We start from the raw sequence: 13,134 nt of genomic DNA on the forward strand, positions 1-13,134 counted from the left end.
GCGGCGGTGGGCGCCGTCGACCGCACGGCGCCGGTCTCGGCGTCGATCAGCCGGACCGTGACGCCCGCCGCGCCCGCTTCGCCCGTCTCGCCGGCGCCGTGTCCGTGCGCGTCGTACCAGACGGTATCGCCCAGCGAGGCGGTTCCGGTATCGAGGCTGACAAGCCCGGCATCGACATTGCGCTGATGCTCGCCTTCCAGCAGGCTGATCATCCCGGTCCGGCCGGTGACGGTGTCGGCATCCGAATCGCTGTTGACATCCTCGGGTGCGTCCGGGGTCCGGGTGGTGAAGGTATAGCCGCCGGGCGCAACGAACTCGACGAAATAGTCGCCTTCCATGAGATCGTCGAACAGGTAGTTGCCGTTCGCGTCGGTTGTCATCGTCGCGACCAGCGCGCCGGAAACGGCATCGATCAGGTTGACCGTGACACCGGCCGCGCCGGACTCGCCGTTGTTCATGAGGCCGTCCCTGTTGCTGTCGTACCAGACGGTATCGCCCAGCGAGGGCTTGTCGCAGATCTCGATGCGAAGGTTCTCGCGCGCCGGCTTGCAGGTCGGATCGTCGGTGATGCGCACCAGCGTCACCTCGTAGACGTTATCGCCGTCGATGTCGGCCGGATTCTCGAAATCCGGCGCGTCGACGAAGGAAACCCTCCCCTCGGCATCGACGGTGAACAGCGCCGCGTCGTCTCCTTCGAGGCGGTAGGTCACGTTGCCGGCCGCTTCGAAATCCTGCGACACGGTCGAGCGGATCAGTTCGCGGCCATCGGCATCGGTTGTGGTCGTCACGGTGCCCGAAACTGCGCTGATGCTGTAGCTGTCGAGCGACCGGATCTCGCCGTCTTCGACCACCGCGTCGCCATCGTCGACCCAGAGCGCCAGACCGTCGAGTTCGGCGCCCGAGATCGTGCCGTCGCCGTCGGTATCGAACAGCGCGCGCAGCTTGTCGTAGCCGTCGGTATAGGTGCCGTTGTCGTCGCCGAAGAGGCGCGAGCCGTCCATGTCGGTGGCGGCGTTGCCGTCGCGGTTGTCGATCAGGATGCCGTCGCCGTTTCCGTCGAACCATTCGATGCGCTCGGCCACGCCATCGGCGTTCATGTCGAAATGGACGGTCTCGCCCAGGTTCAGGCCCGACTTGTCCGCAGACGTACTTTCGCCGGTCACACCGATCACGCCGTCACGGTTCAGGTCGAGCGCAATCGGCGTGGTCACCACGGTGGCGACACGCGCGCAGGCTTCGCGCAGGTCGTTGTTGTAGATGCCCTCGATTTCCAGGCCGAAGACGTAGCTGCGCGTGCCGACATCCGTGCCGACATAGAAGGCCTCGGACTGGGTCTGGCCCGCCTTGATGGTGACCTCCATGACCTGGGCGCGGGAGGCATCGATCTCGCTTTGCTGGTCGGTGAGGTAGGCCGCGCCGGCAACCGCAATGGGCTTGGACCCCGAATAGACGATCTTGTCGGGGTCGATCGTTATCGCGACCGTGAACGTCAGATCGTAGGGGGCGGGTTCCCTGAGGAAGACGTGATAGGGCACCGCCTCGGTCGTGGCCTTGGGCCATTCCTGCGCCTGATCCTCGAAGAAGCTCTCGCGCCCGATCCGGGCACAGAGCGGATTCGCGACCATGAAATAGACATCCTCGCTCATCAGGCCGCAGTTGGTGTTGAAGTCCTTCACCAGTGTCGTGTTCTCGCAAACCGTCAGTTCGGTGAAGCTCTCGCGCCCGATGGCGCCCTGCTCCACCCCTTCGGTCGTTTCGCCGGCGGACACCGTGACCACCGCGCTCGCCTTCATCGGCTCGCCGTCAGGGCCCGTTCCGTCGGTCGAGGCGAAGTGCAGGGTCAGTGAGCCACCCTTTTCGGATGCCTCCCGGCCGACGAAACCGACACGATAGTCGCCGGCGTCGACACCTTCGAAAACGAAGTTGCCCCCGGCATCGGTGACGGCGGTCACATACTCGCCCTTGCTGTCGGTGACGAAGCTCTGATCAGTATTCAGCAGATATACCGTCTGACCGCCGATCCCGCCTTCGCCGGTGTCGTGCGCACCGTCCTGATCGCCATCGTAGTAGAAATTGCCGAAAAGGCGGCCCCCGGTTTCAGCGGTCTGGACCTGACGCACCGAAACGTTGTCGAGCATGGCGCCAAAGCCGTCGTCCGTGTACTCGCCTTCGACGAACGAGATCGTATGGGTTCCGGCATCGAGGTCGAGGTCGAACGTACGGTGCTGAAAGCCCTGCGTGAACTCGTCATTCACGCCCGAACCGGTCAGCTGCACGATTTCGCCATCGACATAGACGAAGAAGGCGTTTGAATATCCCGCCTGAGCGGCGGTCAGGCCAAGACCGGGCAGCGACCGCACGCCGTAGTCGTAGGAGATCTGGTAGGTGCCGGCCTCGGTCACGGTGAAGGTCTGCTGGATACCGTCGCGGGTGCCGGCGGCGTTGTCGATCTCGACGATGGAATTGCCCACCGTGTTGCCGGTGTTGTAATCGCCGGTCTGCACCCCGATCCTGCCGCCGTGGACCGACTGCCAGCCGGTGATGGCGGAATAGGTGAAAGAGCCGACAGTGCCGGCGTTCTGGTGGGTTTCGAAGCTGCCGTTGACGATGAGTTCGGCGCCCAGGTCGCGATCCGAGGTGTCGGGCAGCAGGCTCAGCCGTGACGAGCCGGCGACCGGTGGCAGGGCGGTGTCGTCTGTCCCGGTATCTGCTTCGGATGCGCTTGTGCTTTCACCGCCATCCATTGCCAGATCGTACCCGGTGAACGCCGGCCTCACGACGGCACCCTGCCCGGTATCGTCCGCGCCGGTTGTGGCGATTACGCCGCTTTCGTCGGCGGCCCAATAATCCGCGTCGGCGGTTTCTTCTGCCGGTTCTTCCGCGCCGCTGGCTCCGACGATGAGGGTCGGCTCGCCGGATTGCGGGGTTGCATCCATGGCCGCGATTGCCGGGCTCTCGCCGCCGGCCGGCTTTTCGCCGGCTTCCGCTGCGGGAACGTCCGGAGACGCGGCGGACGGATATCCATCCGCTTGGCTCGGGGTTTCGCCGGAATCGACCGCCGTTTCATCGGCAGGGTCCGACGGGTCGACCAGGCCGGAAGTGTCGGTGTCGGCCGCGGTGGCCTCCGGCGCGTCGGCGGATTCTGTCACCTGAACGGCCAGTTGTCGGAAAGCCTCGTTGCCCGCTTCGTCGCTGACGCGAATGACAAGGTCGTAAGCGCCGCCACTTTCGGCCACCGGGGAAATGCCGAGAACCCCGGTTTCGGGATCGATTGTAAACAGATCGGCGTCAATGCCGCCGGTTATTTCAAAGAATCTGCGACGGCCTTCTCCATCGATCATTTGAAAATCGAACAGCTCTTTGCTGCCACGATCGACTGAAAGAAGGCCGTCACCCAGAAGCGCGTTCAAATAATTGTCAAGATTCGTTTCGAGGTAATTCGTTTGGGAAATAATACCGGGCATGACTCTTTTCCTACTGGTCCAGCACCAACGCGGTTACTCGGGATTTTTCGAATTGCGCTAACGCGCCGGAGCCACGGGCTCCCTCCGGTGATGCAAAGTGTTTGATTACAAGTGTTCTAAAATCTCAATCAGTACAACTTAATAACGATACCTTGGTTAACTGGCCAACGGTGCGGTGGAGGCTGCAACCCGGGGTTTCCGACCGTGCCGGAGAAATGTCTCCGGGCAGCAATGCGGGGTAATCCGTGCGATCCTGGCCCTGGGTCCGCTCTCAACTGGTCCATGATTAAGGTAATATTTACCAATTGCTCAAGTAGGGGAAACCATGCCCATGCCGGCTATCGCCAAAGTTGTAAAAGCACAACTTAATGGCATAAATTCCGCAATTCCGGGAATGCAAGACATAACGAAATGTTCTGCCCGTGCAGATGAGGACCGGCGCTTCCGCCTTTCCGTTCGCCGGGCGATTTTTTTGGGCGCGGCGCCGGTCAGAGATCGGCGATCGAAATGGCCTTTCCCGACCGGGCCGACCGTTCGGCGGCAACGCCGACCAGAACCGACCACAGCCCGTCTTCCGCGCCGACCTCGGCCTTTCCGCGCCCGCTGCGGACCAGTTCGGCAAAGCGCCGGTGCTGGAAGAAGGTCGCGCCGTGATGATCGCCGGCCGCCAGCAGGGCGGGATCGACGGCGATCTCCTCGACGGTTTCGGCCCGCGTGGCGCGGTCGGACAGAACGAACTGCGCCTCGGGGATGCGCCCATCGGGGGCAAAGCGCTGCGGGCCCGGCACGCGGATCCCGGCTTGCCCCTCAGGACCGGTGAGCGAAATGATCTCCTGCCAGCGCGATCCTTCGGCGAACATGCACAGGTCGAGCATGCCACGCGCACCGTTGGCGAAATCGACGATGACGAAGGCATTGTCGAGAATGTCGGGGGCCGCCCCGTCGTATAGCTCGTCGAGGTGGTTGGCATCGCTCCCCCCCGAGGCACAGACCCGCACCGGATCGCTTTTCAGCATCAGCCGCATCAGATCCCAGAAATGGCAACACTTCTCGACCAGGGTGCCGCCGGTGCGGCGGGAAAAGCGGTTCCACGCATTGACCTTGGGCAGGAACGGGAAGCGGTGTTCGCGCACCGACATCATGACCGGCACGCCGATTGTGCCCTTGTCGAGTTCGGCCAGCAGCCGCTGCGCCGGCGGCATGTAGCGGTATTCCATCGCGATCCACAGCGGGGCGGTCCGCGCATCCTGCAAGGCGACGATGCGGCGGCAATCGGCAACGGTGGTGCACATCGGCTTTTCGCACAGGATCGGCTTGTTGTGCGGCATTGCTCCGATCAGGGTCACATAGTGGATGTCGTTGGGCGAGGCGATGACATAGGCGTCGCACAGATCGGCGGCAAGCAGGTCGCGCCAGTCGGCGAAAACCGTCGCCGTACCCCCCTGAAGCGCCAGCGCCCGGTGCCGCATGGAGTCGTCCGGGTCGGCGATGGCGGCGATCCCGATTCCGTCGATCAGTGCGATGTTGCGGATGTGCTCCTGTCCCATCATGCCGGAACCGATCAATCCGTAGCGTATCATCATGCAAGCTCCAGCACGGGAAGATCCAGCGCCGCCGCCACATCGGCCAGCGCGCGGGTATGATCGCCATAGGCGATGGCCAGATGGTGTTCGACACCGCCGCCGATCAGCGCCGGCAGAACCCGGGCCACCGGCCGGTCGAAGCGCAGCACGCCCGAGGTGCCGCTGAAAGCCATCGGCCGGTCGAGCATCTCGGCACCGGCCAGCACCATGCGCGGCGTATCGAACGCCTGTGAGATGCGCATCAGCGTCACCCTGCCCGGCTTCAGCGGAAACTGGTAGAGCAGCGGCATGCGCCGGTTGGAATGTACCGTCGCCTCGGGCGCGAAACCGGGGGCGCACATCGAAACCGGCGCCTGGCCGCAATGCCAGACCACCGCACTGTCGTCCCGCCGGTCCATGTCCACCAGATCGGTCAGAAAGACCGGGGTGCGCGCCACCTCCTGCAGGATCATCTGGCTCAGCGCGCCATAGACATCGGCCTCGCAGGCGCAGGGCACGCGATCCTCGCCCATCATCGAGACCGGGCCGCAGGCGGCGCCGCCGTATCCGGTGAAGGTTTCGGGCCAGCAGCGGAGGGCAAAGGCGCTGTAGCCGCCGCCCGCTCTCAGCCTGTCGAGCGCCGGCTTGAGCCGCAGCGACCGGGCAAGCTGGGTCTGGTTCACCGATCCTGTTCCGGCCAGTTCGGTATCCGCCCGGTCGCGTGCCGGTTGCAGGTCCGCCTCCGGAACCTGGCGGGCCAGGGTGAACAGGGTGTCGAGCGGAATCTCATCGACGACAACGCCGGCAAGCGCATGGATCTGCCGGGGATCGCAGGCGCAGGTGTCGAACCCCTCGGGGGGCTCGCCGATGCGCCCGATCCGTCGCCCGGCGATGGCGTGACGGATGGCCACCGCCGCGCCGGTGGCCGTTCCGGTCCTCCGGCCGTCGCGCCGGCCGGCACGGCAGGTGCCGTCCAGCAATCCGGCCAGCTCGGGCTCCGGCATTTCTTCCGGAGTACCGAAGGCCCAGGCGAAGCCGGCGCCCCGGCGCGACAGGGCGTGGCTGGCAAGGTTCAGGCCGCAAAAGGCGTTCAGCCGCAGCCGGCCGCCAAGACGGGGCTCGGGGATGGCCCAGATCGACAGGTTCAGGCCGGTTTCCGCCGCTTCAACCGTCATCGCCGCGTCGGTGAAGGTGACCTGCAACACCAGCAGCCGCCCGACCCCGGCGTCGCAATGGGCCCGCAGCGCGCCGCGTGCCTGAGCGGCATCGAGAAGAAGCTCGCGCGGGCCGGTAAAGGCATGGCCGCTCCGCTCCAGCCGGGCAAGCATGGCGCCCAGCATCTCCTCGGCATAGGCGACATCGAAGGTCGGGCGGGCGAGCGGCAGGAGTCCAATCCGCATGGCGCCGCCTCAGATACCGCAATAACCGTGGCGGAAGCCGGCATCGGCGGGGCTGAACCGTGCGCCTGCCGGGCCGAAGACGGGATGGCGGCGCCAGTCCAGCGCCGCGCGTTCGGCAAGGGCCGCGATCTCGGCCAGATAGAGGCGCGACGCTCCGGCCAGTTCGGACTGTATCGTCGCCCAGTCGGGATAGTGGCGGAATGCGTCGAGCCAGATCGCGCGGCCGGCCAGAAAGCCCGAGGCGCCGGCGCGGAACGCATGTTCCAGAACCTTGCGGAACTCCGCCTTGCCCGCCCCGGCCGACAGCATCACCCACGGGCGCCCGGCCAGCCGGCCCATCTGGTCGAACAGCGCCTGCACGCCGGCCGAGCCGTCGGCGTTGGCCGCGTTCACCGGGCTTTCCAGCTTGAAGACATCGACGCCATAGGCGGGGCGGGCGAATTCCTCGATCGAGGCCAGCACGTGATCGGCCCGCTTGCCGGCCATCTCGACATATTCCCGGGTCCGGTTCCTGTCGGAGTCGAGCGGATAGACCAGCAGTTCGAGCAGGAACGGGATATCGAAGCGGGCGCAATCCTCCCCGACACGTTTGACGTAATCCTGCTGGGCGGTGCGGACCTCTGCCGAAGCGTCGGGCCGGTACCATGCCAGCACCTTGACCGCATCGCCGCCCATGCGCCTGATCTTCGCGACCGACCAGTCGTCGATGCTGGCCGAAAGCCGGCCCCCCGGCGTTTCGCGGAAAATCGAATCCTCGAGCGTCACGATCAGGCCCCTGGTCGGCGACAGCCGGTCGAGCGCATGGGGTATGGCGTAATGCGGATCGAGCAGCATCGCGGTGCTCTGTGCCTGCAGTTCGGCGACCAGCATTCCCTTGAACCGGGCAACCTCCTCCCATGGGGCCTCGGATACGCCGAGACAGCGGGCGATCGGGTCCTTGATCGGCGGGCGCTGGTCGACCGCGGTCATCTTGAAGATGCCGCTCTCGTCGGCCATCCGCCTGAGGCCCCAAAGCTTGCCGGGGGTCGGTTCCATGTCAGATCTCCTTCAGAAGGGCGTCGGTGGCCGCCCGGTCGGGACAGGCGGACGCGCCGCCGAAACCCGTGCATTTGAGCGCGGCGGCGGCATTGGCCCGGCGGATGGCGCGCCGCGTATCCGCGCCTTCGGCGAGGCAAAGCGCGAGGACCCCGTGCCAGACATCCCCCGCGCCGAGCGTATCGACGGCGTGTACCGGAAATGCCGGCACATGCCCGATCGTGCCGTCTTCGAGAAACCGGACACCGTTGGCGCCTTCGGTGACGGCCACCCAGCAGCCGAACTCCGCCGCCGCGCGCCTCAGCGCCGCTTCAGTGACGGTCCCGCCGGCGTAATCCTCCAGCCCCTGTGCTGAAAACGCGATATGGGTGGCACCCGCGAGTGCCGCCGGGTCAATGGGTGCTTCGGCGTCGATCACGCCCGGAATGCCCCGTGCGCGCGCCATGCCGAGTACCTTTTGCGCCAGTGCCGGCCAGCGGGTATCGGTCAGCACGGCCTGCGGCGCGCCGGGATCGTCGAACCAGTCGGGCCGCTCCGCCAGCCCCGCGCCGCGAAAGTTGACGATCTGCCGCTCGCCCGCGCTGTCGACCTGGACGCTGGAAAAGGACGACATTCCACCCGGGGATCTGTGCACCAGGCTCGTATCGATACCCGCCGCATCGAGCCGCTCGACGATCAGCGCACCGATGGCATCGCCGCCCAGCCGCGAGACCAGCCGCGCCCGCCCGCCCTGCCGGGCGATCGCCAGCGCGGCGTTCGCGCCGCATCCGCCCAGCACCACCGAAGCGTCCCGGGCGCGGTACTTGTCGGCCCGTGTCGGCAGGGTCTCGACCCGCATCACGAAATCGACCGTCGAGAGGCCGGCTACCAGGACCTCCGTCATCACCCCGTCTCCGCCCGCCGGCGCGCGGCGATTTGAAAAGCGGAAATTATATTATATGGAGGAAGTTGCGTATCGTCCGGCAGGCCGGGCCGGATAGCCCGCCCACGCATATCGCAGGCCGGCCGGCAGGATTCGCGCCTGAAAGCCATCACGGGATGTTCCCCATGCCCCGGACCGCGAAACTGACCAACGAGCCGCTCTACAAACGGGCCGAAACCCTCATCGTCGAGCGGCTGGTAAGCGGGTTCTGGCCCGCAGGCGCCCGGCTTCCCAACGAGTTCGATCTGGCCGGGGAACTGGGTGTGAGCCAGGGAACGGTCCGCAAGGCGCTGAGCGCACTGGAGCGGCGCGGGTTGCTCGAACGGACACCCGGGCGCGGCACCATTGTCGTCCAGACCACCGAGGAAGAGGCGCTTTACGCCTTTTTCCGCCTGCGCGATGCGCGGGGGCGGCTGGTGACGCCGGTGCCTTGCATCGAGATACTCGGCCAGGACCGGGCGGACGAGGCCGACATGCGCCATTTCGGCGCATCGGTCGGGAATGTCGCGACGATCAGCCGGGTGCGCGAGAATGCCGGGCGCCGCTTCGCCGCAGACTATTCGCGCCTGCCCGCGCCGCTGGTTCCCGGTCTCGAAGCGCAAGCGCCGCTGCCCAATTCGCTTTATCCGTTCCTGAGCCGCACCTATGGGCTGACCATCATGCGGGTCGACGAATCGGTAACCGCCACGCTTGCCGACGCGGCGCTGGCCGGTGTGCTGGACTGCGCGGCGGGCACGCCGCTGCTCGAGGTCAGCCGGCTCGCCTATGACCTTTCGGGGCGCTGCGTCGAACGGCGGCGCAGCCATTACCTGACCGAGTTCGTTTCCTATCAGGTGAAACTTGGCCGCCGGGGCGATTTCGCCGCCGGCGCGGATGGGAACTGAGCGGAACATCGTGATGCCGGCCTCCGGAGAGATATCCCGGCGGGTCAACCCGCCGGGATATCCGCCCTACTGGATTTCCGCCTCCAGATGTGCGTCGACCGATGCCTCGCAGGCCGCGATCGCGGCTTCGAAATCGCCGAGGAAGGTCTGATTTTCCTCTCCCTGCCCGGTGTACCAGCCCTTCATGCCGCTGGTCGCCTCGCGGAAGGCAGCCTTTTGCTCGTTACCGAGGGCATGAATCTCGCCGCCGGCCTTCTCGAACGCCTCGTAGGCCGCCACCGAATTGTATTTGGGATAGGCGCGCAGGTATTGCTCGAGAATGTCGAACCCCTCGACCACCACCTTGCGCAGGTCCTCGGGCATCGACATGAAGCGGTCGTTGTTCATGAACCACGTCCCGCCCATATAGGCGTGCCCGTCGAGCGTGATGTGCCTGAGATGCTCGTGGAAGTTCATCGTGACGATATCGGTGATGCCGTTCTTGGTGCCCTCGACGACGCCGGTGGCAAGCGAGGTATAGACCTCGGGCCAGGAAATGCCGGTGGGGGCGCCGCCAAGCTGGCGCACCAGTTCCTGCTGGATTTCCGCCGGGATCGTGCGCAGCTTCATGCCGCTGACGTCGCCGGGTGCCAGGATGGGCTTCCTGGTGGTGGCGAAATTGCGCCAGCCGCCCGAGTTCGAGATCACCATCAGGCGGATATTGCCGGTCTGGTCAAGCATGCCCTGACGCAGCTTCTTCATGAAGACCTCATCGTCGAACACGCATTCGGCAACCTCGTCGTCGCGCAGCATGTAGGGCAGATCGAGCCCGGCGAACGCCGGCCAGAGGTTTGCCGGCTCGCCGAAATTGGACTGGTAGATATCCACCAGCCCGGCCTGCATCCCCTCGAAGCACTCGCGCGCCGACGCGCAGAGCGTTCCGCTGGGGAATATCTCGACATCGACCTGCCCGCCGCTGTTGGCCCGCACATGCTGCTGGAACGCCTTGACCGCCTGATAGTTGTAATTGTCCGGTCCCGTCGCCAGCGGCACGACAAGCTTGTATTCCTGCGCGGCGGCGACCCCGCCGAGCATCATCGCGGCGGCGGCGCCCAGAAGCGCGGCTTTCACTGTTTCTCGTACCATGTCGGTCTCCCTGTTTTTCGTTTCCGGTGGCCGCCCCGGCGGCGGTCTGTCGTCGGCGGTCGCTATGGCGACGCCTGGAAGAGAGTCGCCCCGTTCTCCCACAGCCAAGGTAGACCCAGCGTGATCGGGGGCACCAGAGCAATCAGGAAGACGACGGCGATCTCGGCGAGAAGAAACGGTGTGATCGCGCGGACGATCTCGCCGAACCGGACCCGGGCGATGCTGACGGCGACGAACAGCACCAGCCCCATCGGCGGTGTCGCAAGGCCCACGGTGACGTTCACGCACATCAGCACGGCAAAATGCACCGGATCGACGCCATAGGAGATGGCGGCGGGCTGCAGGATCGGCCCGAGGATGAGGATCGCCGGCCCCGCATCGAGCACCATGCCGACGATGAAGAGAAAGATGCAGATGAGGATCAGGAAGATCTGGCGATTCTCGGTGATGCCCAGCAGCAATTCGGTCAGCATCTCGGGCATGCGGGTGATCGCCACCACCTGGCTGAAGCCCGAGGAGACACCGACCAGCAGCAGCACGATGCCCGATTGCACCGCCGAACGCTGAAGGATGCGCCAGAACTCGGCCACGCCGAAACCGTCCTCGTCCAGCCAGCCGAGACGGCGCCCGGCGACGACGCAGATGTTGAGCAGAAGCGCATAGCTCACCGCGACCGCCGCAGCCTCGGTCGGGGTGAAATAACCCGACAGGATACCGCCCAGCAGGATCACCGGCGTCAGCAACGGGAAAAACGCCCTGCCTCCCGCCTGCCCGCGTGCCCGCCACGACATGCGCGCGTTGGCGACGGGAAAGTCGTATTTCTTTGCCATGACCGCGGCGACCGTCATCAGCGAGGCGGCGATCAGCAGGCCGGGCACGATGCCGCCGAGGAACATCTTCGCCACATCGACGTTCATCACGAAGGCATAGAGCACCATCAGCCCCGATGGCGGAATGATCGGCCCGATGACCGAACTGGCCGCCGTCACGGCGGCGGCGAAGCGCCGGGTATAGCCGTTCTGCTCCATCGCCGGGATCAGCATCGAGCCGAGCGCCGAGGTATCGGCGACCGCCGAGCCCGAAAGACCGGCGAAAAGCACGCTGGCGGCGATGTTCACATGCGCCAGCCCGCCACGGATATGGCCCAGCATGGCGCGCGAGAAATCGACCAGCGCGCGGGTGACGCTGCCGGTGTTCATGATTTCGCCGGCAAGGATGAAGAACGGCACCGCCATGATCGGGAATGACGAGATCCCCGAATAGATGCGGTTGACCTGCATCGCCAGAAAGGCGGTGCGGTCGAGCTGCCAGAGCTGGAACGCCCCCGCCCCCAGCATGGCGAAGAATACCGGCACGCCGAGCAGCAGCAGGATGAGAAACCCCCAGACGATGCCCATCACCTTGAGGGTGGAAAAGAGCCCGCTCATCCCCTGCCCCCGCCGCTTCCGCCGCCGCGCGGATCGTCGTCGTCGAATTCGGGCAGCACGATGCCTTCGGCCCCGCCGTGCCCCTCGGGCTCGGTTTCGGCGCTGACCGAACGGTCCAGGCCGCTCGTCAGGGTCCAGACGGCGCGCAGGATATGCTCGATCGAGACCGCGAACAGCCCGGCAAACCCCAGCGGCAGGACCATGTAGACGCTGTAGTTGCGCACGGTGAGGGCCTGCGCGGCCTCAACGCCGACGACCGGGCCCATGATGTCGCGCAAGAGCGTGGTCAGCGCCGGCAGCAGGCTGGTGCCCCTGAGGAAGAAATGCCAGCTGTAGTATATGGCACCCGCCAGCAGGATGGCCTCGAAAGCGTGGATGGCCAGATCGAGCAGCCGCTGCGCCCGCGTGCCGAGCCTGTCGTGGAAGACGTCGATACGGGTGAAGGAATGCTGCCGGTAGGCCCAGGGGCCGACGAGGAACGACAGCCAGACCATCGATGCAAGCGAAAGCTCCTCGGTCCAGCCGACGGGCGCGCGCATTTCGCGGCTGATCACCTGCAACATCACCGCCGCCGTCATCACGGCCATCAGGCAGGCCGCGATCATGACGCCAAGCCGCGTGAAAACCGCGTTGAACGCCGCGAGGCCCCTGACGACATGCGGCAAAACCTACCCTCCCCCGACGGCCTCCCGCCATGTCAGCCCCTGCGCCTGACCGGTGGGAAACACCCGTGCACTTTCTGTCTCGCGGAACAAGACATACTCGCTTTCGCGCGGGTAGGCCATGTGCGGCGCGATGGTGGCGAAATCGCCCGGCGCATTGGCGTGAATGGCAAACCATGTCAGGCCGCTGCCGCTGTCGGACAGAAGGTCGCGGAAGAACGCGCCGGCATTCGCCCCCTCGGGGGTGAAGCCGATGCGGAAACGGTCGAAGACAGGCAGGCTGCGCCGTTCCGCCTCGGCGATCAGTTCGCACAGATACCCGGTGTCGGGCGCGCCGAGCCGAACGATGTCGAACAGCCCGGACATGTCGCGGATCAGCGGAATGCCGATGCCGTAGCGGTGGCCGATGTCGAAGAACGTCTCGGCAAAGGCGGGCAGGAACGCAGTCCCCATATGAGCGTCGAGATGGGTCGGGCGGATGCCGTCGGCCAGGGCACGCTCGATCTGGGCGCAGATCTCGTCGTGCACGGCGGCGGGATCGGCCCGGGCGGCGACAGCCTCGGGGCGGTGGTGAAAGAACCCTTCGTCATCTACCAGTCCCGGCACGGGGCCGATGAGGGGGCGCCAGCGATACTGCGGCCACTCCGCCGTCA

Annotated in this window: 11 protein-coding genes; 2 read left to right on the forward strand and 9 right to left on the reverse strand. The window is 65.8% G+C overall.

Annotated elements, in window-relative coordinates; genetic code table 11:
• On the reverse strand, positions 1 to 2,936 hold a 2,936-nt coding region (locus ACK5IR_RS16780; RefSeq protein ID WP_416930538.1), incomplete at its 3' end, for an SdrD B-like domain-containing protein.
• Positions 2,937 to 3,029: 93 nt separating this feature from the next.
• Here ACK5IR_RS16780 and ACK5IR_RS16785 point away from each other — a divergent pair.
• Positions 3,030 to 3,380 carry a hypothetical protein gene (locus ACK5IR_RS16785; RefSeq protein WP_416930540.1) on the forward strand — a complete coding sequence of 117 codons (351 nt, stop codon included), beginning with the start codon at positions 3,030 to 3,032 and terminating at the stop codon, positions 3,378 to 3,380.
• A 572-nt stretch (positions 3,381 to 3,952) separates the two neighbouring features.
• Here the strand turns inward: ACK5IR_RS16785 and ACK5IR_RS16790 are convergent.
• Genes ACK5IR_RS16790 through ACK5IR_RS16805 form a run of 4 tightly spaced genes read right to left on the reverse strand, consistent with a single transcriptional unit; the run spans position 3,953 to position 8,344 of the window.
• A complete protein-coding gene (locus ACK5IR_RS16790; protein ID WP_416930542.1) occupies positions 3,953 to 5,047 on the reverse strand; it encodes a Gfo/Idh/MocA family protein in 1,095 nt (364 codons plus the stop codon).
• On the reverse strand, positions 5,044 to 6,426 hold the full coding sequence (locus ACK5IR_RS16795; protein WP_416930544.1) for a hypothetical protein: 1,383 nt from the start codon (positions 6,424 to 6,426) through the stop codon (positions 5,044 to 5,046). The genes ACK5IR_RS16790 and ACK5IR_RS16795 overlap by 4 nt, the downstream gene beginning before the upstream one ends.
• Before the next feature lie 9 nt (positions 6,427 to 6,435).
• On the reverse strand, positions 6,436 to 7,461 hold the full coding sequence (locus tag ACK5IR_RS16800; RefSeq protein ID WP_416930546.1) for a tagatose 1,6-diphosphate aldolase: 1,026 nt from the start codon (positions 7,459 to 7,461) through the stop codon (positions 6,436 to 6,438).
• Position 7,462: 1 nt separating this feature from the next.
• On the reverse strand, positions 7,463 to 8,344 hold the full coding sequence (locus ACK5IR_RS16805; protein WP_416930548.1) for a PfkB family carbohydrate kinase: 882 nt from the start codon (positions 8,342 to 8,344) through the stop codon (positions 7,463 to 7,465).
• A gap of 164 nt (positions 8,345 to 8,508) precedes the next feature.
• Between ACK5IR_RS16805 and ACK5IR_RS16810 the strand changes: the two genes are divergently transcribed.
• On the forward strand, positions 8,509 to 9,267 hold the full coding sequence (locus ACK5IR_RS16810) for a GntR family transcriptional regulator (RefSeq protein ID WP_416930549.1): 759 nt from the start codon (positions 8,509 to 8,511) through the stop codon (positions 9,265 to 9,267).
• Positions 9,268 to 9,333: 66 nt separating this feature from the next.
• Here the strand turns inward: ACK5IR_RS16810 and dctP are convergent, their stop codons facing one another.
• The 4 genes from dctP to ACK5IR_RS16830 form a co-directional block, all read right to left on the reverse strand.
• Positions 9,334 to 10,392 (reverse strand): TRAP transporter substrate-binding protein DctP, encoded by a 1,059-nt coding sequence (gene dctP / locus ACK5IR_RS16815; protein ID WP_416930551.1) that lies wholly within the window; start codon positions 10,390 to 10,392, stop codon positions 9,334 to 9,336.
• 62 nt (positions 10,393 to 10,454) lie between these two features.
• Positions 10,455 to 11,819, reverse strand: a complete 1,365-nt coding sequence (locus ACK5IR_RS16820) for a TRAP transporter large permease (RefSeq protein WP_416930553.1) — start codon at positions 11,817 to 11,819, stop codon at positions 10,455 to 10,457.
• Complete coding sequence (locus ACK5IR_RS16825) at positions 11,816 to 12,484, reverse strand: TRAP transporter small permease (RefSeq protein ID WP_416930555.1); 669 nt, start codon at positions 12,482 to 12,484, stop codon at positions 11,816 to 11,818. The genes ACK5IR_RS16820 and ACK5IR_RS16825 overlap by 4 nt, the downstream gene beginning before the upstream one ends.
• Positions 12,485 to 12,487: 3 nt before the next feature.
• The coding region (locus ACK5IR_RS16830) for a ChbG/HpnK family deacetylase (RefSeq protein ID WP_416930557.1) at positions 12,488 to 13,134 on the reverse strand (647 nt) is incomplete at its 5' end.

It is taken from the genome of Tropicimonas sp. (assembly GCF_047971885.1).
Lineage (GTDB): Bacteria > Pseudomonadota > Alphaproteobacteria > Rhodobacterales > Rhodobacteraceae > Tropicimonas.